At 57.4% G+C, this 22,998-nt stretch carries 22 protein-coding genes; 6 read left to right on the top strand and 16 right to left on the bottom strand.

Going from position 1 to position 22,998, the window contains the following annotated elements; translation table 11 throughout:
* Positions 1-349: 349 nt before the first annotated feature.
* Both JRJ26_13015 and JRJ26_13010 read left to right on the top strand, forming a co-directional pair.
* Positions 350-1,351 carry a dihydrodipicolinate reductase gene (locus tag JRJ26_13015; GenBank protein MBW2058407.1) on the top strand — a complete coding sequence of 334 codons (1,002 nt, stop codon included), beginning with the start codon at positions 350-352 and terminating at the stop codon, positions 1,349-1,351.
* Between the two features lie 36 nt (positions 1,352-1,387).
* Positions 1,388-2,755, top strand: coding sequence for an aspartate aminotransferase family protein (locus JRJ26_13010; protein ID MBW2058406.1), 1,368 nt, complete (start codon positions 1,388-1,390; stop codon positions 2,753-2,755).
* Between the two features lie 5 nt (positions 2,756-2,760).
* On the opposite strand, the gene JRJ26_13005 is transcribed toward JRJ26_13010, so the two are convergent.
* The 4 genes from JRJ26_13005 to JRJ26_12990 all read right to left on the bottom strand — a co-directional run bounded on the left by JRJ26_13005 (position 2,761) and on the right by JRJ26_12990 (position 7,050).
* Positions 2,761-3,654 (bottom strand): homocysteine S-methyltransferase family protein, encoded by an 894-nt coding sequence (locus tag JRJ26_13005; protein ID MBW2058405.1) that lies wholly within the window; start codon positions 3,652-3,654, stop codon positions 2,761-2,763.
* Between the two features lie 115 nt (positions 3,655-3,769).
* On the bottom strand, positions 3,770-4,915 hold the full coding sequence (locus JRJ26_13000) for an N-acetyltransferase (GenBank protein ID MBW2058404.1): 1,146 nt from the start codon (positions 4,913-4,915) through the stop codon (positions 3,770-3,772).
* The gene (locus tag JRJ26_12995) at positions 4,915-6,099 is read right to left on the bottom strand and encodes a pyridoxal phosphate-dependent aminotransferase family protein (protein ID MBW2058403.1); all 1,185 of its coding nucleotides are present in this window, start codon (positions 6,097-6,099) and stop codon (positions 4,915-4,917) included. The genes JRJ26_13000 and JRJ26_12995 overlap by 1 nt, the downstream gene beginning before the upstream one ends.
* Before the next feature lie 12 nt (positions 6,100-6,111).
* Entirely contained in the window at positions 6,112-7,050 is a 939-nt protein-coding gene (locus JRJ26_12990; GenBank protein ID MBW2058402.1) for an NAD-dependent epimerase/dehydratase family protein, read from the bottom strand.
* Between the two features lie 288 nt (positions 7,051-7,338).
* Between JRJ26_12990 and JRJ26_12985 the strand changes: the two genes are divergently transcribed.
* The gene (locus JRJ26_12985) at positions 7,339-8,529 is read left to right on the top strand and encodes a transglycosylase SLT domain-containing protein (GenBank protein MBW2058401.1); all 1,191 of its coding nucleotides are present in this window, start codon (positions 7,339-7,341) and stop codon (positions 8,527-8,529) included.
* Positions 8,530-8,537: 8 nt separating this feature from the next.
* On the opposite strand, the gene JRJ26_12980 is transcribed toward JRJ26_12985, so the two are convergent.
* From JRJ26_12980 to JRJ26_12965, 4 genes are all read right to left on the bottom strand, one after another.
* A complete protein-coding gene (locus JRJ26_12980; GenBank protein MBW2058400.1) occupies positions 8,538-9,590 on the bottom strand; it encodes an ABC transporter ATP-binding protein in 1,053 nt (350 codons plus the stop codon).
* Positions 9,591-9,666: 76 nt separating this feature from the next.
* Positions 9,667-10,482, bottom strand: a complete 816-nt coding sequence (locus JRJ26_12975; GenBank protein MBW2058399.1) for an ABC transporter permease subunit — start codon at positions 10,480-10,482, stop codon at positions 9,667-9,669.
* Complete coding sequence (gene modA / locus JRJ26_12970; GenBank protein MBW2058398.1) at positions 10,437-11,303, bottom strand: molybdate ABC transporter substrate-binding protein; 867 nt, start codon at positions 11,301-11,303, stop codon at positions 10,437-10,439. The genes JRJ26_12975 and modA overlap by 46 nt, the downstream gene beginning before the upstream one ends.
* Complete coding sequence (locus JRJ26_12965) at positions 11,290-11,853, bottom strand: PadR family transcriptional regulator (GenBank protein ID MBW2058397.1); 564 nt, start codon at positions 11,851-11,853, stop codon at positions 11,290-11,292. The genes modA and JRJ26_12965 overlap by 14 nt, the downstream gene beginning before the upstream one ends.
* A 141-nt stretch (positions 11,854-11,994) precedes the next feature.
* On the opposite strand from JRJ26_12965, the gene JRJ26_12960 reads away from it, so the two are divergent.
* Positions 11,995-12,690 (top strand): hypothetical protein, encoded by a 696-nt coding sequence (locus JRJ26_12960; GenBank protein MBW2058396.1) that lies wholly within the window; start codon positions 11,995-11,997, stop codon positions 12,688-12,690.
* Entirely contained in the window at positions 12,687-13,259 is a 573-nt protein-coding gene (locus JRJ26_12955) for a TlpA family protein disulfide reductase (GenBank protein ID MBW2058395.1), read from the top strand. Before JRJ26_12960 ends, JRJ26_12955 begins: the two co-directional genes overlap by 4 nt.
* On the opposite strand, the gene JRJ26_12950 is transcribed toward JRJ26_12955, so the two are convergent.
* The gene (locus JRJ26_12950; protein ID MBW2058394.1) at positions 13,260-14,432 is read right to left on the bottom strand and encodes an LL-diaminopimelate aminotransferase; all 1,173 of its coding nucleotides are present in this window, start codon (positions 14,430-14,432) and stop codon (positions 13,260-13,262) included.
* A 452-nt stretch (positions 14,433-14,884) separates the two neighbouring features.
* Between JRJ26_12950 and JRJ26_12945 the strand changes: the two genes are divergently transcribed.
* Positions 14,885-16,138 (top strand): ABC transporter substrate-binding protein, encoded by a 1,254-nt coding sequence (locus JRJ26_12945; GenBank protein MBW2058393.1) that lies wholly within the window; start codon positions 14,885-14,887, stop codon positions 16,136-16,138.
* Between the two features lie 77 nt (positions 16,139-16,215).
* Here JRJ26_12945 and JRJ26_12940 read toward each other — a convergent pair whose 3' ends face one another.
* The 7 genes from JRJ26_12940 to JRJ26_12910 form a co-directional block, all read right to left on the bottom strand.
* A complete protein-coding gene (locus JRJ26_12940) occupies positions 16,216-17,268 on the bottom strand; it encodes a branched-chain amino acid ABC transporter permease (GenBank protein MBW2058392.1) in 1,053 nt (350 codons plus the stop codon).
* Positions 17,268-18,182 (bottom strand): branched-chain amino acid ABC transporter permease, encoded by a 915-nt coding sequence (locus JRJ26_12935; GenBank protein MBW2058391.1) that lies wholly within the window; start codon positions 18,180-18,182, stop codon positions 17,268-17,270. Before JRJ26_12935 ends, JRJ26_12940 begins: the two co-directional genes overlap by 1 nt.
* 1 nt (position 18,183) lies before the next feature.
* A complete protein-coding gene (locus JRJ26_12930) occupies positions 18,184-18,888 on the bottom strand; it encodes an ABC transporter ATP-binding protein (GenBank protein MBW2058390.1) in 705 nt (234 codons plus the stop codon).
* Positions 18,885-19,649 carry an ABC transporter ATP-binding protein gene (locus tag JRJ26_12925; GenBank protein MBW2058389.1) on the bottom strand — a complete coding sequence of 255 codons (765 nt, stop codon included), beginning with the start codon at positions 19,647-19,649 and terminating at the stop codon, positions 18,885-18,887. Before JRJ26_12925 ends, JRJ26_12930 begins: the two co-directional genes overlap by 4 nt.
* Positions 19,650-19,840: 191 nt before the next feature.
* Positions 19,841-21,193 (bottom strand): bifunctional hydroxymethylpyrimidine kinase/phosphomethylpyrimidine kinase, encoded by a 1,353-nt coding sequence (locus JRJ26_12920; protein MBW2058388.1) that lies wholly within the window; start codon positions 21,191-21,193, stop codon positions 19,841-19,843.
* 241 nt (positions 21,194-21,434) lie between these two features.
* On the bottom strand, positions 21,435-22,424 hold the full coding sequence (locus tag JRJ26_12915; GenBank protein ID MBW2058387.1) for a VWA domain-containing protein: 990 nt from the start codon (positions 22,422-22,424) through the stop codon (positions 21,435-21,437).
* A gap of 11 nt (positions 22,425-22,435) precedes the next feature.
* Positions 22,436-22,996, bottom strand: coding sequence for a tetratricopeptide repeat protein (locus tag JRJ26_12910; GenBank protein MBW2058386.1), 561 nt, complete (start codon positions 22,994-22,996; stop codon positions 22,436-22,438).
* Positions 22,997-22,998 lie beyond the last annotated feature (2 nt).

Raw genomic sequence — 22,998 nt, 5'->3', positions numbered from 1 at the left:
GAACACGACTCACGAACACGACCTTTCCCCTTCCCGCTCACCCTTGATGGGTACCCCACCGCTTCCGCAATGTCGCTCGGAGGCAAGGGTGTTCTCCAAAAGTCAGGAAACTCCGCAGGGAGGTGCTTTGACAAGATCCTGCCGGTGTGCTAATCTACATGGGTTTCGCGAGAGAACCCGTCTGTCGGCTTCGCCAATCATCTGTGGGATAGCCCCGTTTGATTGGGATGGAGAGGAAAGGGCATTTCTGGCGTTTCTCTTGCTGACAGCCACGGCAGACAAGACCGCCCGGCGACTCCCTTGCAGGGCGGTATGAATTTTCTAATGATAAGCACCGAAGGGGGCAGACATGGAAGAGCCCATCGGGGTTGTTCAGTACGGGTTGGGTCCGATCGGCCAGGCTATTGTTAAGGACATGAGAAGAAAGAGAGGGATCCGTGTTGTGGGAGCCATCGACATCGACCAGGAAAAGGTCGGCGCAGACCTGGGAGAGCTGGTAGGCGAAGATGGTCCCCTCGGGGTGAGGGTTTCCTCTGATTCTCGAGAGGTGCTCTCCCAAGCAGAGGCACGGCTGGTCGTCCTTTCTACGGTCTCCTCGTTAACCGGGTGTTACCCCCAGATCGAGGAGGTGTTGAATTCCCGTAAATACCTGATCTCTACCTGTGAAGAGCTGGCCTATCCTTGGCTCACCCGCCCGGATCTGGCAAGAGAGATAGACGGTCTTGCCAAAAAGAATAGGGTGGCCCTCCTGGGGACAGGGGTCAACCCTGGTTTTGCCATGGACTATCTACCCATCGTAGTATCGGGTATTTGCAGGGACGTGGAAAGGATCAGGATATTCAGGATCCAGGACGCTTCTGTCCGAAGGCTCCCCTTCCAGCGGAAGATCGGAGTCGGGGTCACGCCGGAAGAGTTCGACGAGAGACGGCGGCGCAGAGAGATCCGCCATGTGGGGTTGACCGAATCGATCCATATGATCGCCCGCGGGTTCGGCTGGGACCTGGATCGAACGGTTGAGGAGATCCATCCTGTCTTGGCCGAAGGGGACGTGGAAAGTCCGTACATAAGAGTCTCTGCCGGTGACGTGAAAGGGATGAGGCAGATAGGCAGGGGGCTGAGGGACGGGCAGGAGAAGATCACCCTGGAGATGGTTATGGCGCTGGGCCAGGAGCAACCTAGGGATGTGGTAGAGATCGAAGGGGCCCCCCCTGTTAGATTGGTGTTTGAAGGGGGGATCCATGGGGACATCGCTACGGCGGCCGTGGTTGTCAATTCGATTCCACGGGTGCTCGAGCTTCCCCCGGGTCTCAAGACCATGCTCGATATGCCTCCTGTCCGTTTCTACGAGTAGACCGCGGAGGGAACGATCCCGCCGGAGGAGGAAGCCGTGGATCCTCAAGAACGGTATGTGACAGACCATCCCGTTTCAAGGGAGTTTTACAAGAGGGCGGCCGAGATATTCCCCTCAGGGGTCACCCATGACAGCAGGTTTCTGAAGCCGTTTCCCATCTATGTCAGCCGGGCCGAGGACGTGAGAAAATGGGATGTGGACGGTCACGAGTACATCGATTACTGGATGGGTCACGGTTCACTGATCCTGGGTCACCGGTATCCTCCTGTTGTGGAGGCCATGCACAGCCAGATAGACCGGGGAGCACATTACGGTGCCTGCCATGAGCTGGAGGTCGAGTGGGGTGAACAGATAGTAGAACTCGTCCCCTCGGCTGAGAAGGTCCGATTCACCGCCTCAGGGACGGAGGCTACCCTCATGGCTATCCGGCTGGCCCGTGCATACACCGGGAAGAGAGAGGTCGTACGTTTTGCAGGTCACTACCACGGATGGCATGATGCGCTTTGCGTGGGGATTGCTCCTCCCTTCGATCTCCCCAGCTCAAGCGGCATCCCAGAGGAAGTGCTGAAGCTCACTCTTGTTCTTCCCCCTGATGATCTGGCACTGCTTGAGGATCGGCTGCGGAGCGATCCAGATGTGGCTTGCGTGATCCTGGAGCCTTCCGGAGGATTCTCGGGTGCCTTTCCCGTAACAGGGGAATATCTACGGGAACTGAGAGGCCTTACGGAGAGGTTCGGAGTCGTGCTGATCTTCGACGAGGTCATCACGGGGTTCAGGTACGCCCCCGGAGGGGCGCAGCAGTACTACGGGGTGACTCCGGACCTGTCCTGTTTTGCAAAGATCCTTGCCGGCGGCTTTCCAGGGGGCGCCGTGGCCGGGAAGAAGGAGATCATGGAGTATCTCGAGTTCAAAGAGGACCGAGAGTGGAACCGCTCCGTCAAGATGCTCCATCCGGGGACATTCAACGCGAACCCCGTCTCTGCCGCTGCCGGCCTGGCAACATTGAAGATCATTGCCCAGGGCGAGGTGATTCCCAGGGCCGATGAAAACGCCCAAAACATCCGGGACCGGCTGAACCAGGTGATCGATCTTCACGGAATCAACTGGTGCGCCCATGGCGAGCATTCTATCGTTCACCTCCTGATGAATCATGACTGCCCGAGAAAGGCCGTTTGTGACAGGAGGAGGTGCACCTATGATTACAGATTGATCTATCGGAAAGATCCGGTGCTTGTCAGCGCTTTCCGCAGGGCGATGCTGGGCCAGGGCGTTGATTCCATTGGCGATCACTGGTGGGTCTCCTGGCTTCACTCAGAAGGGGTGGTGGAGAGGACTGGAGAAGCCTTCGATAGAGCTATCACTCTGCTGAGAGAAAGCATGCCGGATCGTTTGCAGGGCTCCTAGATCGTTCACTTTGGGAAAAGGGCCCTGTGAACGGCCGAAATAAATTCCGGCGTTGTCCCGCAGCATCCGCCGACCATATCGACTCCCGCTTCGACCATGGAATGGATGTCGCGGGCGAATTCCTCCGGGGTTTGATCATAGACGGTCTTCCCTCCCCTGAGGAACGGTTTGCCGGCATTGGGCTCGACAATGAGAGGGAGACTGGTGCTCTCCCTCAGGACTCTTGCCAGGAGGATCATCTCTCCGCTTGCCAGGGTACAGTTGGTCCCGACTCCGTCGGCTCCCTCGTCTTGCAGTGTCTTGACGCAGGTCTCGGGTGTCTCTCCCATCATGGTGAAGAATCCCCTGCTTTTGCTTTCGTACGTAATGGAGACTACCACAGGGCAGTTACATGCTCTTCGCGCTCCCCTGAGGGCGGCTACGGCCTCCTGGAGGCTGAACATCGTCTCAATCAGGATGAAATCCACTCCCCCCGATGCGAGGGCATCGGCCTGCTCGGCAAAGACGTCCTCCATCGTCTCTGGAGTGACTGTTCCCACGGGCGCCAGGAGTTCACCCGAGGGACCGATATCGCCCGCCACGAATCTCCCGGGAGGACTCGCCGATCTGGCCAGTTCAACGGCTGCGGTGTTGATCTCAAATACCGCTTTTTCCTGCTTCGCTCTTCTCAGCTTCAGTCGGTTCCCCCCAAAGGTGTTAGTGAGAGCCACATCCGAGCCTGCATCGAAATAGCGCTTGTGTACGGATCGCACCGTTTCGGGCCTCTGGATGTTCCACATCTCGGGTGCTTCTCCTCCGGAGAGTCCCTCGCCTATGAGCATCGTCCCCATGGCTCCGTCAAAGAGGACGACCCGCTTTTTTGCCAGTGTAAGAATGTCTCCGTCCGATTGCATCATCATCGCCCCGCTAGGCTCGATTCAGGTTCAACCTGCAGCAGCTACTGCAATACGAATTGACCACTCACGGGTCAGAGGATCTTCGGCCATTGTGCGGAATGCCGTGAAGGGGGGCTGTTCACGACGTTGTCCCCTCATAGAGACGGTAGGTCTTGTAGACGGTGCCGCCGAGCCTCTCCACCCCTCGAAGCATGAGCCTGTTGTCTTCCAGGATCCATGACAACTCGCTTCGCTTAAACCCCCTTCTGAGTCCTCTCCTGAAGGTTTCCAGATAGAGCAGTGTCTCTAAGCCGCGCTTCTGATAGCCGTGTTTTACACCGAGCAGCATGGTCCTAAGGTCCTTGATCTTTCTCGAGTAGTACAGGAACTTCAGGATACCGGTGAGGCCGATCTTTCCATTGAGTCGCCTCAAAACCCGGTTGTAATCTGGAAAGGATCCGATGAAGGCTACCGGCTCGCCCTTGATCTCTGCAAAAAGAAACAGATCCGGTATCACCAGGGGTTTCAGGCGGGATGCCATGAACCTCATCTCCGATTCGGTTATGGGCACAAACCCCCAGTTTTCCCTCCAGGCATCGTTGTAGATGTCCCTGACTATCTCGAGCTCCTCGCCGAGCCTGCTCAGCCTGACCGGACGGATGGTGAGACCGGGCAGTCGCTTCCGGATCCTGCCGGACACCCTCTCGATTTTCTCGGGAGGCGCATCCGAGGCTATGATGCAGGCATAAAGGTCTTTGCATTTCTTAAGGCCACAGGCTTCCATCAGTTCCGGGTAGTAGGGGGGGTTGTAGGGCATCATCAGCATGGGTGGCATATCGAACCCTTTGATGAGAAGACCGCACTCATCGTTGGTCGAGGGGTTGAACGGTCCACGGATGACGGTCATTCCGCGATCCCTTCCCCATGCCCTGACCCGATCGATGAGGAGCCGGGCCACCTGGGTCTCCTTGATGGATTCGAAGAAGCCGAAGAAAGCCGCCTTCTCACGGCTGAATTCGACATAACTCCTGTCGAGGATGGATGCGATCCTTCCCACGGGCCGATCTCCCTGCCGGGCGATAAACAGGTCGATCTCGCCGTGCTCAAAGAACGGGTAGGCCGGGCTGAACATGACCGTCTGTTCTTTGATCAAAGGGGGGACCCAGAGGGGATCGTCCCTGTATACGGTCCAGGGAAACCGGATGAATTCCTTCACCCCCTTTTTCCCCGTGACCTTTTCCACTGTCGTGTCCTGCACCACCTCTGTCTCCCTGGTCGGTTGCACTACACCGTCCTGAGTCCGACAGCCCTGGCCGCATCTTCGAAAGCCTGCAAGACCCTTTCGAGTTGATCCTCCGTGTGGGTGGCCATATAGCTGGTCCGAAGCAGTTCCCTTCCCGGCGGAACCGCAGGGCTGATCACCGGGTTCACAAATACGCCGCGGTCTGAAAGGGCGCTGCACATAGCGTAAACCTTCTCCGGATCTTTCACCAGAACAGGGATAACCGGGGTTTCACTGAGTCCGGTATCAAAACCGAGCCTGCTGAATCCCTCATGCATCTTTCGAGTGTTTTCCCAGAGCCTTTGCCGTAACTCCGGTTCCTCGAGAATCACATCGAGGCAGGTGCTGACCACGGCCACCAAAACCGGGGGGAGACTGGCGCTGAAGATCTGGGACCGGCCGAAGTGCTTGATCCAACTCACCACCTTCTTTGGCCCTGCGACAAAACCGCCGACCGCGGCCAGGGACTTACTGAAAGTGCCCATCACTATATCCGCACCGCCTTCGATCCCGAAATGCTCCTCCGTGCCTCTGCCCTGCTCGCCGAGCACCCCGATGGCATGGGCATCGTCGAGGAAAATCCTCGCCCCGTAACGTCTTGCCAACTCGACCACCTCGGGGAGTCGGACGATATCGCCTTCCATGCTGAACACGCCGTCGACGATGATCATCTTGCCCCGGGCGGTCACTGACCTGAGAATCCGCTCCAAATCGTTCATGTCGTTATGGCGAAACTTGACCAGACGCCCGAAAGAGAGGCGGGCCCCATCGATGATGCTCGCATGGTCGTACTGGTCGATGATCACAAGGTCGTTCCGGCCGACAAGCGACGAAATCCCTCCCAGATTGGCCTGATACCCGGTGGCAAAGACGACGGCAGCCTCTTTGCGCACGAAGGCTGCGAGCTTTTCTTCCAATTCCTCGTGAATTACCAGGTTCCCGTTGAGGAACCTCGACCCGGCACAGGCACTGCCATACTCCTCGATAGCGTGGATGGCCGCCTCCTTGACCCGCGGGTGCGTGGTAAGCCCAAGATAGTTGTTGGACCCGATCATTATCATCCGTCTCCCGTCGAGGGTCACCTCCGGTGCTTGGGGAGAGTCGAGTCCACGGAAAAAGAAATAAGCCCCCCTCGCCTTTGTCTCCTCTACTCCATTGAAGGAAAAGCATTTCTCAAGAATATCCATATCATAGATCCCCTACGCGGCCAGCCATCCCTCGGTTCGGTACCAGTCCACCGTTGCCGCAATCCCCCGTCTCAGGTCGAAGGAGGGGGAAAAACCAAGCTCGGCCACGGCCTTGCCGGAGTCACAGCACCAGTTCCGCTGAATCAACTCCTGGTATCTCTCTCGTCCAAAAATCTGCGGTTTTCCAGATCGCTTGGAGATCCAATCGGCCACTCCTGCGGCACACCTGAAGAACCCCACCGGCAGGCTCAGACGAAAGGCTCGCACGCCCAGCGCCTCCGCGATCGTCCTCGCCACGTCGTGCCATGAATAGACATTTCCATCGGAGATGAAGAAGATCTCTCCACTCGGGATATCCGCCTCGCCCGCCGTGATGAGAGCCGAGACCAGATCCTCCACATAGCACAGACTGAGTCGTTGCTCCGTCGCCCTCAGATCGATCTCTATCCTCCTGGCTATGGATCGAAACAGGTGGAGGAAGTCCCGGTCCCTCGGGCCGTAAACCGCACTGGCCCGGAGGACAACCACCTTGAGCAGGTCCCGCGCCCTCAAGACCGCCTCTTCACCCTCGAGCTTGCTTCGCCCGTAGTTCGAAACAGGCCTGCATGGATCCGTCTCAACCGAACGCCCGTCCCCCCGGCACGGACCTACAGCCGCCTGGCTGGAGAGGTAGACGAACCGTTCGAGATTCGGGTTTGCTTCGATGCAGGCCCGGATCAGGTTCTCCGTCCCCTGAGTATTGGTCCGATAGAATGTTCCCGGATCTGTCGCCTTGGTCACACCCCCGACGTGATATACCCGGTCTACCCCCTTGACAGGGGACAGGAGAGAGGAGAAATCCGTGATATCTCCACGCCGGGTCTCAACGTCCATACCCTGGATCCATCCGAGAAGCCGATCTGACCGGACAAGGCAGCGTACCTCCTCACCCCGAGCGAGTAAGCCTTCCACCAAGTGGCTTCCGATGAACCCCGTTCCCCCTGTGACCAACGATCTACCCGATGCAATACCCTCCAGTCCGTCGTGAAAGAATACAACAAAAAACGTCAGGATTGTAATGACTTGTTTGGAGAAAGGCAACAGGGAAATTCCGCGGTATCAAAAAAAGGCAACCTACACATTATATAACTATTGGAAGTCAAAGTAAATCGCTCCGCCGCCGAAGGGCTGGCAATTCCCTTGTAAATATCCGCGGGAAACCATAAGATAGCAGGCGATACCAGAAAGAGAGGGATCGTTATGAGAGCCAGGGTTTTTCTTTTCCTTCTGCTCATTCCGGGCCTGTTTCCTGCAACACCATGTCAGGGGGAACCGCCCGAGCCTTTCCCGTCTCTTGTGGCCGCCGTAAGGGTTCGAACCCCCCTAGATTTCTGCGGGGAGAGGGTTCCCCTGGAGATCCAAGAGATCCGCGAGAGGTTGGAGAAAGAGCTCCTCCTCTCCTTATGGGACCGCCCCCAGGTGATTCTCTGGTTGAAGCGGTCTCGCCGGTATTTTCCTCACATCGAAAGAATGCTGGCAGAAAGCCGTATGCCTGAGGATATCAAGTATGTCGCCGTGGCGGAGAGTGCGCTTCGACCCCACGCGGGGTCCAAGAAGGGGGCGATCGGGTTCTGGCAGTTTATGAGGGATACTGGGAGGAAGTATGGCCTGGTGATCGATGAGTACATCGACGAGAGGCGAAATCTGTTCGCCTCCACCCGCGCGGCCATTCGATACTTCAAGGACCTGCGAGGGTCCCTTGGATCCTGGACGCTAGCCGCTGCAGCCTACAACCTGGGAGAGAAAGGGATTCAGGCAGAGATATTGGAGCAGGGGACAAACGACTACTATCGACTCTATCTTCCCCTGGAAACCCAGCGGTTTGTCTTTCGGGTTCTATCGGCGAAATTGATTCTCTCCAACCCGGAGAGATACGGGTTCAGGCTTTCCGACAAGGACTATTACCCCCCGGTAAGATTCGATCGGGTTCACATAGAATGTCCACGAGAGGTTCCCATCCGAATCGTTGCAGAGGCTGCAAAGACCCATTTCAAAGCGATCAAGGACCTGAATCCTGAGATCCGCGGCCACTATCTTTCCGAAGGGAGCCACGCCGTCCTGATCCCGGAGGGGGCGTCAAAGGATTTCCAAACTCGGTACAAGCGGCTTTTGGACCGGTGGTTGGCTTCCCAGAAGGAGCGGATCTACATAGTCAAAGAGGGAGACAACCTCTCCTCGATCGCCGACCGTTTCGACCTTCCCCTCCCGGTTCTGATTATCTGGAACCGCCTCGACCTGAACGCGCCCATCCATCCCGGTGATCGGCTGGTCGTCTACCGGAATGGAGTCGAGACCAGCCAGGCCGAGACCGTAGAGAAGGGCAGTGAGAATCCCGATTCCGGGGCGGTTGAGGCCGAGGAACACGAGCCGAGAGAGGGCGGGCCGGAATAGCGGGTCTTTCACTGAGACCCGAGGATGCAGAAACTCCGGGGTCTCAGGTGGATGAAGACTCGGTCGCCTTCTGTTACCATGATGCTCCTGGTGATCCTGTGGTTGAAGGTCGCATCTATAGAGAGGCCTTCTCTGCCAGGGAATACCAGACGGACCGTCCTTCTACTGCCGAGATTGAAGAGAGACTCGACCCTCACCTGGAAGAAATTCTGCCTGAGAGGCGACCCGGGGACCCTGCCTGGAGGGATAATGAGGATCTCCTCCGGGCGGATTCCCAGTTTGAACGGTTCGCCTGTTCGAATGGAGTCAGGGGATTCAACTTCGAAAACCACCGAACCCACCCGGCACTTCAGGATTCCTTTGGAAGGGTCGACGGCGATGGCTTCCGCATCAAAGATATTCTCCATGAGAAGAAAGCTCGCCACCTTGGCGTTGGCCGGCCTGTTGTAGCAGAGCTCGGGTTTTCCCCACTGTTCGATCCTTCCGTCGATCATGATTGCCATTTTGTCCGCCATGAGAAAGGCCTCTTCCTGGTCATGGGTCACGTGGAACACCGTGAGCCCAATTGCCTTCTGGAGCCGCTTGAGTTGGAACTGGATGGAGCGCCTAATGCCGGTGTCCAGGGACGAGAAGGGCTCATCCAGGAAAAGCACTCTCGGTTTTGTAATGAGAGCCCTGGCAAAGGCTACACGTTGTTTTTCTCCCCCACTCAGGCTCGAAAGGTCGGTCCTTGTCATGAGGTGGTCAAGTTTGAGGTGGGGGGTGAGGTAGGCGAGCCTCTTCTCGGCCGTCCTCCGGTCGACCTTCCGAATCCTGACGCCGAACAGTATGTTTTCCCGCGGGTTGAGGTGGGGGAAGAGGCCGAGGTCCTGGGGTACATAGGCGATATCGCGTTTCTCGGGGGCGAGGTGGGTGATGTTTCTGCCCTCCAGGAGAATCTCTCCTTGTTCGGGGGGCCTGATGCCGAGAATTGTTTCGAGCAGCAAGGATTTTCCTGATCCAGAGGGACCCAGGAGGACGAAGAATTCGCCCTTGTCTATTTCCAGATTGATGTCTCTCAAGAGGAAGCTTCCGAAACGCAGGGACAGATTTTGGACCGAGATCATGGCAGGGTTCCGGCAACAGGCCGATGATGCTTTATCTTGTCTGTGTCACCATTCGTATGGATATGAGCACGAGAGCGGCCAGGCCGGTGAAGATGATCATGAGAGCCACGGCCTTGTCGATTCTAACTGAGGCGAGATTCAGGTAGATACTCACAGGAATGGTTTCTGTCTTGCCTTTCACGGCACCTGCTATGGTTACACTGGCCCCGAAGTCCCCCACGGCTCTTGCCCACGAGAGGATGAAAGCCGCGATCACGCCCCGCCGTGACATGGGCAGCACAACGTTCGAAAAAGCCTTCCATTGGCTGCAACCCAGGAACCGGGCCACCTGCTCGAGACGCACGTCGACGGACTCGAAGCTGGTCTTGAGGAGGCGGACAGAGAGAGCGAAGGCCAGAAAGAACTGAGCCAGAATGATTCCCGGGACCTCGAAGACAAACCGAATTCCGTGGAGCTCGATCCATCTTCCCGGCTGTGTCCTGAAAAACAGGAGCAGGGCCGTGCCTAGAGCAACGGGCGATAGGATGACGGGAATATCCAGGATGCCGTCGATTAGATCCCTGGCCCGGCTCTGGCGCCTCGCCAGTAAGTATGCGGAAGGGACGGCCAGAACGAGGCCCAGGACAGCGGCCACGGAGGCCGTGAAGAGACTGAGCAGGATAGCAGACCTGACATCCTCGTCAAAAAGGGCCCTCAGAGGTTCTATCGGCCCTGCATAAGAAAACTGGGATGCAACCACCACCAGCACCAAAGTGACGGCCAACCCCGTGGATGCAAGCAACACCAGGGGAAACCAGTTCGTCACTCCCAGCTTTCCGGCAGGGCCCACGCGCCTCCGATGGGACATTCGGCCAGGACGAATCTCCTTGCGTCCTGTTCTCTTACAAGATAATGCCATTTTCCGAATACCTCTTTTCCCTGCTTGCTCAGCAGGAAAGTGATGAAAGACCGGGCTGTCTCTATCCTCTCGGTGAAGGAGCTTACAGCGATGGGTATGTATCCGATACGAGGAATCTGCTCAGGCCGGAGCAGAACCGTCTCGATTGTGCCGGTTCTCCAGTACGCGAATACCCGCCAGCCGAGAGCCGCATCGACATATCCCAGGGAGACCAGTTGGGCCAGCTTTGCACAAGAGGGGGCATAAGTCCTGATGTTGTTTCTCACTTTGCGGGCGAGGCCGTTTTTTTCCAAGATCTCTGCACCGTACAGTCCCACGCAGACGGTGTCCGGTCGTGCGATGCCGACCCGTGTCCCCGGTTTGGCGAGATCTTCCAAGGACCGGATCCCCTTTGGGTTTCCCCTGGGCACGTTTATGGCCGGGATGAGGTATGCGAGCGTTTTCTCGGTGTCTTCCAGGATCAGCTTGTCCTTTTTGGCGAGCTCCATGAAATCGGAAGAGCCCGGGAGGTAGAGATCCCCCCTTTGGGAGAGCTTCATTTGGGAGAGCATTCTCCCCGATCCGCCGAAATGGATGTTGACCCTGATTCCCGTTTTAGCCTCGAAAACTCTGGCCGCCTCTTCGATGGCTGGCTGAGAGGCCGAGCCAGCAAAGAGTTCAAGTGGTTCCGTCTCGGATGAGAGGGATTCCGTCGCGGATACACCCCACAGGACGGTGCACAGGAGAAAAGAGAGCAGCCCGGTCAGAGCCCGATCTTCAGGTCTGAACATCCTCATGGGTTCTCCTTGCCCTGTTTTCTCCGGTACCTGCCTCGACGAAGCCGAGGCATCTGTCGAGCCATGAGAGGATCGATTCGATTTGACTCCTTCTGAAATCGAAGAGGAGCCCGGCGAACTCGGACTCCCGGGTTTCCGGAGAACCGATCGACTCCAATATCCTATGACAGACCCCCTTCTGTCTGGTCACCAGCTCTCGCCCACCGGGTATGTCCAGCTTCTTCAAGAAATAGAGCTTGGTGAGAAAATCGACCCTCATGTCTCTGATGCTTTCAACGGGCGTGGAAATCCAATCCATGAACAGCCTTCTGCCCTTGTCGGTGACCGAAAAGATCTTTTTGGGAGGTCGGTTTCCTCCGGTGTCCGGGTTCGAGGCCACATGGCCTTCTGACTCGAGCTGTTTCAAGATGGCGTACATGTTGCTCATCCCTACATACACCAGCCTGCCCAGGTCCACGGAGAGCGATTTGTACAGATCATACCCGTGCATCGGGCGCTCGATCAGGGCTCCGAGGATGGCGTACTCAAAGTGGATTCTGGTCACGGCGGTTCTCGATATATGCTCAGTTATTGAATACTCATAGGCTGAATAAAAGTCAAGAGTTCTGCTTCTCTGTTTTTGGACACCGCGTCCATCCCTGGGCGACATTGGTGAACAAACCGGTTATTTGTGGAGGGGAAACCGATGCTGTCGTGCACCCGATCCAAGCGAAAGAGAAACCCAAAGATCCCGGGGGACAGGGGTGTTGCCCAAGACGGGCGGACGGGCTATGATAGGCACATGGTTGCTTTCCGTTTCAAAGGGGACCGCCTGGTAGCGGATTCCTCCTCCCTGATTTATCTTGCAAAGTCCTCTCTCATCAGGCCCTTTGTTGGCGCTTTTGATGTCGTGGTTCCAGCTCTGGTCTTTCGGGAATGCGTTCGCAGCGGATACCCGGGTTCTGACGAGATCCGGGGGCTCCGGCGGGAGGGGTTGCTGTCGGTCCGGGGGATCTGTGGGGACCTCGAGTCCCATCTGAGACTGCCCAGAGGAGGGGAGAGAGAGGCCATCATTCTCTTCTACCAACTCGGCCCGGACGGCCTTCTGATCGATGACAGGGAAGGTGTAAGGTTCTGCCTTCGCCGTGGTATTCCCTTTTTGAGCGCTCTCCTGGTTCCTTCGCTTCTAGTGGTAAGGGAGATCATAGGTGCGGAGGAGGCGAGAAAGTCCTTGGAGAGGATCGTCGAAGTGGGACGGTACTCGGGGTCTGTCATCTTTTTTGCACGCGAAGTGCTTCAGAAGGTTTCCGGCGGGGTCGACGTCTTCGCCCCGGAGGCGAGGATCTGGGAGCCTCCTGGGGAAACCTCGCAGTGGAGGAAGCCCGGGGAGCCCTCGGGATGACCCGTCTTACCCGAAGGATCGTGCTCTGTCTCTTTCTTGTCCATGGCATCATGCTTGGTCCTGTCCTGGGATTTGAAGCCGAGTCTCTCTCGCCTCTTTTCGAAAAAGCCCGTATCACCCGCATCAAGAGGCCGAAAAGGGCCCGGGATTTTGTCCTGCCCGATGTCAGGGGAAATCCTGTCCGCCTTGCGGATCTTCGGGGCAGGATCGTCATACTCAGCGTGTGGGCCATGTGGTGCGCCCCCTGCCGGGCGGAGATGGCCTCCATTGAAGGACTGCACAGGCGGTTCAGGGGCCGGGATGTGGTTGTCCTTGCGGTCTCCGTTGATCTGTCTGACATTCGGGTGGTTAGGGATTTCGTGGAGAGACGCGGCTACACCTTTACCGTGCTCCACGATCCAAGGGGGGACGTGATGGACTTGTTCCAAATCCGCCTCATCCCGGCAACCTATTTGATAGACAAGAGGGGTATGATCATAGGGAAAGCCATCGGCCTGCGGGACTGGAACGATCAAGCGGTGACCCAGCTTCTGGTAGAGCTCGGGAAGACAAGAGGCGACGGACCGTGATCACTCGACCGGAGGGAGCTTCAACTCCCTGAGCCGCGCTGCCGCCTCTCTGAGCCGGTCTTCGGCGACCGTGAGGGAGAGGCGGACGTATCCCTCGCCCCATTGGCCGAAGCCGTTTCCAGGGGTGACGACGATACCGGCCTGGGATAGGAGTAGGGTGGCAAATTCGGTCGATGTGTATCCAGGCGGCACCTCGACCCAGAGGTAGAAAGTTGCCCTGGGTTTCTCGAAGCGGAACCGTGCCTCTCGCAGGGCCTCCACCATCATGTCACGCCGGCGCTGGTAGGTTTCGAGAATCTGTCTGTATTCCTCCTGGCAGTGTTCCAGGGCTTCGATGCCCGCGCGCTGGACGGCCCCGAAAACACCCGAGTCCACATTGGTCTTTATCTTTCCGAGACCCTCGATCACTTCTCCGTTTCCCACGACAAATCCGGCCCTCCATCCTGTCATGCTGTACGTCTTGGAGAGGGAATGGAATTCAACGCCCACTTCCTTGGCCCCGTCGGTCTCCAGAAAACTGAGGGGCCTGTACCCGTCGTAGGCGATTTCCGAGTAGGCGGCGTCATGACAGACTATGATATTGTTCTCCGACGCATAGCTGACCACCTCTCGGAAGAACTCCGAATCGGCCACGGCCCCTGTAGGGTTGTTCGGATAGGAGACAAAGAGGAGTTTGGCCCTTTCCGCAACAGGGGGCGGGACTCTTGAGAAGTCCGGAAGAAAGCGGTTTTCTTTCAACAGGGGAAGCAGATGGGGGTTCCCTCCCGCGAACAGGGTGGCAGCCCGGTAGACAGGGTAACCCGGACTGGGGATCAGGACCACGTCACCCGGGTCGACAAAGGCGAGTGGGATATGGGCAATTCCCTCCTTGGATCCTATGAGAATGAGCACTTCCCTTTCAGGATCGAGGTCGACACCGAAGCGCCTCTTGTACCAGGCGGCCACGGATTTCCTGAATTCGCCCATCCCCCGGTAGGTGGGATAACGGTGGGTCGAAGGATCTTGGACCGCTCTCTGCAGGGCTTCCACGATACGCCCCGGGGTGGGAAGATCCGGGTCGCCGATGCCGAGATCTATGATGTCGACCCCCCTTCTGGCCATCTCTTCCTTTTTCCGATCGATCTCGGCGAAGAGGTAAGGGGGGAGTTCCTGGATTCTTCTTGCCTTCTTCACGGAAAAGGTACTCTTCACAGTCTCCCTCGCGTCGGGGCGTTCTCAAGCGCCTCGGGTCCATGCCTTTCGGCAATCTTCCCTTTCCCTGGACTCCGGGGCTTCCTCGGACCGCCCGGCCACCCCCGTACAGAAAAAAACAAGTATACCAGAAAACCAACTCAAAGCAACCTCGGTCAGGGACGAGATTGTTCTCCAGTCAAAGAAGCAAGCGGCCCTAGACTCGGCAACTTCCGAGAATCCTTGACCGAAAGATCGGGAAGCTCCGCAAGAAATTTTCGTTGACAAAAAGGACAAAACTGCTATATTCGGAAAGTCGTAGATGGGCAAGCAAGGAACCGGAATACCTGGAGATCTGATTGCATCCTGAAAGGAGGTGAGGAGATCCATAGAGCTCAGAGCCTGCTCGGGAAAACCAGGCCAGATCACTATGATCTGGGGAAGGGAGGATTACGATGAAGAAGATTCTTGCGATTTCTCTGATTGTCCTGTTTTTTGCTTCGGCGGGATGGGCTGCCGACACCATCAAGATCGGCTCTTTGACCGCCCTGACGGGGGGACTGGCGCCTTTTGGACCTCCCATCGACTACGGAGCCCAGCTTGCCGCTGCTCAGATCAATGGGGCCGGGGGTATCTTCGGGAAGATGGTTGAGATCGTCACCCGCGATACGGCGACAGCCCCGGCTGTGGGGCGAGACGCCGCAACCAAACTGGTCGAGATCGACAAGGTTCCTGCCGTTGTGGGTGCCCTGTCAAGCGGCGTAACCCTGGCTGCGTCGAGCGTCACCATCGCAAACGGGGTGGTTCTCATTTCGCCCGCTTCCACTTCGCCTCAGTTGACCGAGCTCAAGGACAACGACTTTGTTTTCAGGACCTGTCCTTCCGACGCCCTCCAGGGGGTTATACAGGGAGCCGTGGCCGCCAACCAGGGTTACAAGACCGCGTCGATCCTCTTCGTGAACAACGCCTACGGAAAAGGGCTTGCCGAAGCCTTTGCGAGGGCCTTTGAGAAGAAAGGCGGCAAGATCGTGGGTATGGTTCCCTACGAAGAAGGTAAACCCTCCTACCGGGGCGAGGTGGAGTCGGCCATCAGGAGGAATCCTGACGTGCTCAACGTCATAGCTTACCCGGTCGATGGGAACAAACAGCTTGTCGAGGCGGTGGAACTCGGCTACAAAGGGGGATACATCTTCCCTGACGGGATGAAGGGGGATGCGGTTTCGGGAGGTCCCGCCAAAGATTACATCAACGGCTCTGTGGGCACGGCGCCTGGGGCCCTCGAGGTGGCCGAGGCCGCACTTTTCGAAAACGACTACAAGGCGTTTCTGGCACAACAGGGTCTGAGTCCCAAGGAGGTGAGCAATGCGGTAACCATCCCCTTCAGGATGCAGGCCTACGATGCAACGGTGCTGATCGCCCTGGCCATTGCCAGGACCCGCCGTGGGTTTCTCAAGATGCCCCTCAAGGAACAGGGCAAGGCCATCCGGGATAACCTGAGAAGGGTTGCCAATGCTCCCGGGACACACATAAAATACAACCAGTTTGCCAAGGCCTTCGATCTCCTGGCAAAGGGTAGGGAGGTCAACTACCAGGGTGTTTCCGGGCCGATCACCTTTGACAAGAGGGGAGACGTGAAGGAAGCGGCCATAGAGATCTGGATGGTAAGGAACGGCAAGACCGTACCCATCTGGACCGTGCCGGTAAAGTAGAATATCATCCCACGGAAGAAAAAAGAGGGCCCATCCTCCGGAGGACGGGCCCTCTTCCTTCTTGGTCCTTGCCCCGGCTAGGGTTTCTTCTTCTCTGGAACCGCCTCTTCTTCATACATCTTGGATACCATCTTCTCCTCTCCGAGTATCCCCTGGGGACGCATGATCAGGATGATCTCGAGGAGGAGCCCGATCAGGATAACCCTGAGGGCTCCCTCCCTGTATCCGACCATGTGGATATGACCTGTTACGAAATCCGTGCCGGCCCATACGGCCCAGATCGTGAAAGAGCCGAGGATCGCCCCCTTGCTGTTCCCGCTGCCTCCGGCGATGAGCATGACCCAGATGATAAAAGTTCCGAACATGGGCTCGAATGTCATGGCATCGATGAACTTTGCAAAGTGGGCGTAAAGCCCACCTGCCAGTCCCATGAGCATCGATCCGAGGATGAGGGACTGCATCTTGAACCAGAAGACGTCCTTTCCCGAAACTGCCGCCACAGCCTCATCCTCGCGGATCGCCCTGAGGACCCTTCCCCAGGGTGAGCGGATGATCCTCTCACTGGCCTTGTAAAGAAGAAAAATGAGAACCATTACAACGGCCAGGTAGAACCAGTTATACCCCCTGGAAACAAGCACCGTCAGCCACCGTGGAAAGTCGGGATGGGATGCGAGGAAGGCCGAAATCCCCCTCTCTATCGGACCCTGGAGAGGGGAGGGAAGGTTTTTCAGGCCCCACACGCTGTTTGTGAGCCATGCCTCGTTTTTCAGAACGAGTCGGATCACTTCAGCGATGCCGATGGTGGCAATGGCCAGATAGTCCTCTTTCAACCTCAGTGTCGGGATACCGATGAGAAAGGCGAGAATCCCGGAGACCCCCATTGCGCCCAACAACCCTACAACAAAGGGGAGTTGATATCCCCCCACGATTCTCCAATCCAGAGGTGTGGGTGGAGGGCCTGACAGGAGGGCAGAGGTATAAGCTCCGACGGCATAGAATCCGGCAATGCCGATGTTGAAGAGGCCTGTATAGCCCCACTGGATATTGAGCCCCAGGCAGAGGATGGCAAAGATCCCCCCCTGGATGGCGAAGAAGACGACATAGTTGAGGTATCCCACGAAGGTTTCCACTATTTGCCCCTAACCAGCCCGGTAGGTCTGAACAAGAGCATGACCACGAGGATGATGAAAGCAACAGCCGGTTTGTAAGCAGTGTTGACAAAGGCCGTCGAGATCTCCGTGGAGAGGCCGATGATGATCCCTCCCAGCACAGCCCCATAGGGGCTCCCTATTCCACCAAGGATAACCGCGGCGAATATGTAGAGGAGAAGCTGCCAGCCGAGTTCAGGGGTGATGAACTTGTCCTCGATGCCGGCCAGAACACCCCCGGAGGCGGCCAGGGCCGCTCCGATCCCCCAGGTCCACAGGACCACCCGTTCCGTGTCGATACCGGTCACCTTTGCAAGCTCCGCATTGTCCGAGGTGGCCCGCATGGCCTTTCCCATTTTCGTTCTGGTCAAGAAGAGATGGAGGCAGAAAGCCGCGGCCGCGGTGAAGATGATGATGAAGATCTCGTCCGGTTTTATGCGGATGCCGAGGATTCGTTTCGAGATCTGTATCTTCTTGAAGTAGTAGTTCGGAAGAGGGCTCCAGATGAACTGTATTATGTTCCGGAGCACGAAGGCGACTCCTACGGAGGCGATGAGGAGAACGATGGAACCCGATTCCCGGAACCGCCTGTAGAGGATCCTGTCGATGACGATGGCGGCCACGGCAGTGAGGCCCATGGAAGAGACCAGGGCGATGGCCATGGGAAGTCCGAAGGAGAGGGGGCCGAAGGTGTAAGCCGGGACCCCCAGGGCCTTTACCAACCCGAGCAGGGCGAGGGCGAGAAACGCTCCGAGAGCCATGACATCACCGTGTGCGAAGTTTGCAAAGTTGAGAATTCCGTATGTCAGGGAGAGGCCGATGGCTCCCAGGGTGATGATGCTTCCGGAGATCAAGCCGTAGGCTATGAGTTGGGGCAGCTGCCCAAGAATATCCATCTCAGTCACCCAAGTAGAGTCTGCCCACGTCGGGGTTGTTCAGAAGGGCCTGGCCCGTGTCCTCGAAACGTTTCTTTCCCATGGCCAGAACATAGCCCCGGTCCGAGAGTCGCAGGCCCTCTTTTGCGTTCTGCTCGACCATGAGGATAGCCACCCCCGTCTTTTTTATCTCAACGGTCTTTTGGAGAATCTCTCCCACCATCCGCGGGGCCAGCCCTGCCGAGGGTTCGTCGAGCAGGAGGACCCTCGGATTGAGCATCAAGGCCTTACCCATGGCCAGCATCTGTTGCTCTCCACCGCTGAGAGATCCTGCCCTCTGGTTTTTCCTCTCCCCGAGGACAGGGAAGCGATCGAGGACCTCTCTGAGGCTCTGGGAATAGTCGTCCTCTCGGATAAAGGCTCCCATTTCCAGATTCTCGAGAACGGTGAGAGAGGGAAAGACGTTGTTCGATTGTGGAACGTAACACATCCCCCTTCTCACGATCCGGTCGGGCCGGAGCCCGGTGATGTCCTCACCCTCCAGTGTTATCCTGCCCCTGGTCGGTCTTATGAGGCCGAAGATCGTCTTCATGAGGGTGGACTTTCCCGAACCGTTTGGACCGATGATGGTTGCGATCTCCCCGGAGCCCACTTCGACGGAGACACCGTGGAGGATTTCCGTCTCCCCGTATCCCGAGTAGATGTCTTCTACCGCGAGAGTACTCACACCTGCCCTCCGAGATAGGCCTCGATGACGCGGTCATCCGCCTTGATCTCCTCGAAAGTCCCCTCGGCAAGTTCCTTCCCCTTGCTCATCACGATCACCCTTTCGCAGAGCTCGGTAATCAGATTCATGTCGTGCTCGATGACAAAGAAGGTCTTCCCCTGGGATCGAAGCTTGTGGATATTGTCAACGAGTTTTTTCATGAGAGACCGGTTGACCCCGGCCCCTGGTTCATCGAGGAGGATCATCTCCGGATCGGCCATGAGGGTCCGGGCCAGCTCCAGGAGCTTCTTCTGCCCGGTAGAGAGGTTCTTCGCGTATTCGTCTTTCAGATGGATCAGCTCGACGAACTCGAGGACCCCTTCGGCTTTTCTCCTGATCTCCCTCTCCTGCTTTCTCACTCGACCAGGGAAAAACCAGCTGTTCCAGATCTTTTCGCCTGCCTGGTTCGGAGGGACGAGCATCAGGTTCTCCAGAACCGTCATCTCTTTTAGTTCTCGGGGAATCTGAAAGGTCCTGCAGAGGGCTCTCCTGGCGATCTGATGACAGGGAAGGCCATCGACCCGACTCCCCTTGAACCATATCTCTCCTGAATCGGGCCTGTAGAAACCCGTAATGAGATTAAAAAGTGTTGTCTTGCCGGCACCGTTGGGACCGATCAAGCCGGTGATGGACTGGCGCTTGACCGAGAGAGAGCAGCCATCGACGGCATGGATCCCGCCGAAATGCTTCTTCACTTCCTTCACCACCAGCTGGGCATCCATGGAAACCTCGGGCAGAAAAGATAACCCATTTTATTCTTTCGGTTTTTTTTGTCAAGGATTTGTTTGTTGAGTTCTCTCACTTCTGGAGAGGACGCCTATCCTTGAGCGGCACCGGGGAAGGGATGGGAGAAAACCGCCGAGGGTGAGCGGCAGGGACAAGGGCCGTTGCGGCCCTTCCGAACCATGGCGGATCATCTCTCCATCTCCCTCTGAACGGCCAGGACCTTTCGAGCCACCTCCGCCGGGCTCTTGCCGAGGACCCTCACCATGGGTTCCTTGCCTACCTCTCCTCTGTCGAAGATGATATCGGGCACTTTACCCTCTTTCAGGACCGTCTTGGTGCCCCACTCCAGGGAGAAGCCCTCGGCTTTCTTGATGCGGGGCGGTTCTTGGGCACGGTCGAAGTGGCTGACCCGAAGTCCGGCCCTTTGACAGGCAGAGAGAATCTCCTCGGAGAACCGGATGTTCATGGCGGATCGGAAGGCGGGATCGCGAGCCATGACGGTGAGAATGATGCTCGCCACGTGTCTGGAGGCACCGAAGGCAGGTCCCGAAACCGTGGCGATGGAATCCCCGAGCCTCACTATTCTCCCGGGAAAAGCTGCCACGTGTTGCTCCGTCTCGGCATAGGGGAGAGCGTAACCCAGGTTGGACTGAACCTCTGGGATGAGCCTGCCGATTCTCCTGTCCTTCAATTTCTCCAGCACGTTCTCGAGGGATTCCACCACGCGGAACCGTTCGGCCTCTCTGGCCATGACGGCATGGGGATTGGTCGGGCCGTGTCCCTTGCCCAGGGAAAGGGAAAACCTGATGGCAGAAGAGATCAGAGCTTTGGCCCCAAGAACCGAGTGGTGGAGGGATTTCCCTTTGGCGAGTTCTGTGGCAATCGCCGAGGCGAACGTACAGCCGGTTCCATGGGTATTCTTTGTTGGAATCCTCGGAGCAGTGTATTCCCTGAAGGCCTTTCCGTCGTAAAGGATGTCCACGATCTCCCCTTCGAGGTGGCCTCCCTTGACCAAGACGTTCCGAGCACCCATGTTGTGTATCTTGCGGGCAGCCTCCCTCATGGTGTCATGGTCGCTCACCTCGAAGCCGCAGAGCATCTCCGCTTCTGGTAGGTTCGGCGTTACCAGGAGAGCCACGGGGATGAGCAGCTCCTGCAAAGCCCTCCGTGCTTCCTCCTTGAGCAGGGGGTCACCGCTCTTTGCCACCATAACCGGATCGACCACTACCCGTCTTATCCTGTACTGCCTGATCTTTCTGGCCACAAGGGCCACAATCTCAGGGGTGAAGAGCATTCCGGTCTTGACCGCATCTATCCCGATATCATTGACGACCGAATCGATCTGTGCCTCCACCAGGCGGGGGGGCACTTCGTGGATTGCCTGTACGCCCACGGTGTTTTGAGCGGTGATGGCGGTGATGGCGGTCATTCCGTATCCGCCCAGGGCCGTAATCGCCTTGAGATCGGCCTGAATCCCCGCCCCTCCACCCGAGTCGGAACCCGCTATCGCCAATACCCTCTTCATCAAGAACCCCTCCATGAGACCGTCGCTGAAGAGTTGGAAGCCTCCCGGCCTTCGGGTTCTCCCAGCAAATCCCTCTGTTTTTTAGCTCAATATCCGGGGCCTGTCAAGAAAGCTGCGCCGGAGTTCTTTGACCCTCGTGGGGTACCTGCCGGCAGGGGCGAAGGGGAGAGGTCGTGTTCGTGATTCGTGTTCGTGGGGACGGGGCAGGAATTCCCGGCCCGGTCCGACGAGGGGCGGAGAGCTTCCGTGCTTTGGTCTATCCGTACCGGCGGTCGAGGTACATGGCAACAGAGAGGAGAACGATGGAAAGAGCGAGGGGGATCTGAAATACCTCTCTTCCTCCGGAGAGTACCTTCTCGCCGACTATGCGAGGGTCCCTGAAGAGTCCGGTGGGTTCCTTTCCCGAACCGGAGTGGAGGTATCTTCCCCCTGTGGCCCTGGCGATCTCCTGGAGGGTGCTCTCGTTCAATCTGGTCACGATCTCTTCTCCGTCGATCTTCAACCACTCCTTGAAATCGCCTTTGTCGTAAACAGGGATCCGTGCTCCCATCCTGGTCCCGAAACCGACGCACACGACGGTGACGCCCTCCGATGCGATGCGGGTGAGGACCGCCTGGAGGTTCTTTTGCCGTCTGTGTCCCCCGTCGGAAAGAAGGAGAATGATCCTTTTTTTCTCTCCTCTGTCAAATAGTTCGGCTGCCTCGGACAGGGCCGCTCCTATGTTTGAGCCCTGAGAGGGGGCTGAATCGACGGCGATCCAGTGGTTCAACACAAACCGGAGGGCTTGGAAATCCTGGGTGAGTTCGGCCTGGGGGAAAGCCTTTCCCGCAAAGGTGACGATACCGAGTCGGTTTCCCGCCAGCTGGGGCAGGCATTTGAGGAGGGTCTGCCTGGCCATATCGATTCGTGAGACCCCAGGGCCGCAGTCCTCTGCTGCCATGGACTTGGAGACATCGAGAACAGCCACGACGTCGAGGGAGCCCTTGAGGAGTTGCTTGGAATATCCGAAAACCAGAGGTCGTGCCACCACGGTGATCAAGAGGCCGAGGCAGAGGATAGGCAGGAGGATTTGACAGGCCCTCTTCCGGTGGAGCGAAATCCGGGAAAACCCGGCTAGCAGATCGATTCGGCCGAACTCCCCGAGGATGGCCCTCCTCCTGTGTATCCCCCACAGGAGTGTACCCAGAACCAAGGGGAGGATCGAAACCGTCCAGAATGCCCTGGTATTGAGGAATCCGAGAGACAAGACCTCCCCCCTTAGATGTCCGGCTCCTCTACGCCGTGTTTGCCCATCTGGCTCTTGTTCGGTTCCTCCTCACCGGGCTCCTTGTCGAGGGAGGCCTGTTCTGTCTCCTTGGGGAACGCCCTCGGATAGAAGACGTAGAGTCTCTCGAGGTTGTACTTGCTCTCCCAGTCGGTGGGGTCGAGCCGGATGGCTTCACGGTACATCTCAGCGGCTTTTGTCGGCAGCTCGAGCTGGGCCATGATGTTGCCCAGATTGTAGTAGGCCCGTTCCTTCCAGCGGGGATCGCCGCTGTTGCGAATCACCTCGAAGAAGTGCTCGCTCGCCTTTTTCAGATTCCTCGCGCGGTAGGCCCTCACCCCCATGTTATAGGAGAGAATGTCCTCCGAGGCGAAGAGGTTTTTCCCTGCCTCTTCGAGGTACTGCGTGTCGAATTGGTTCCTCTCTACGGTCCTCACAGCCTGGGCTATCAGGTCGGCGTACCAGTATTTTTCGTAGATACCATAACAGAGGCAGAGGCTCCCGGCAATCAAGGCGTAGAGTCGAATTCGGCGGACGAATGCGAGGATCCTCATGG

It is taken from the genome of Deltaproteobacteria bacterium, assembly GCA_019308905.1.
In the GTDB taxonomy this organism is placed as follows: Bacteria; Desulfobacterota; BSN033; order WVXP01; family WVXP01; genus JAFDHF01.
This window is presented reverse-complemented; position numbering and strand designations above follow the sequence as displayed.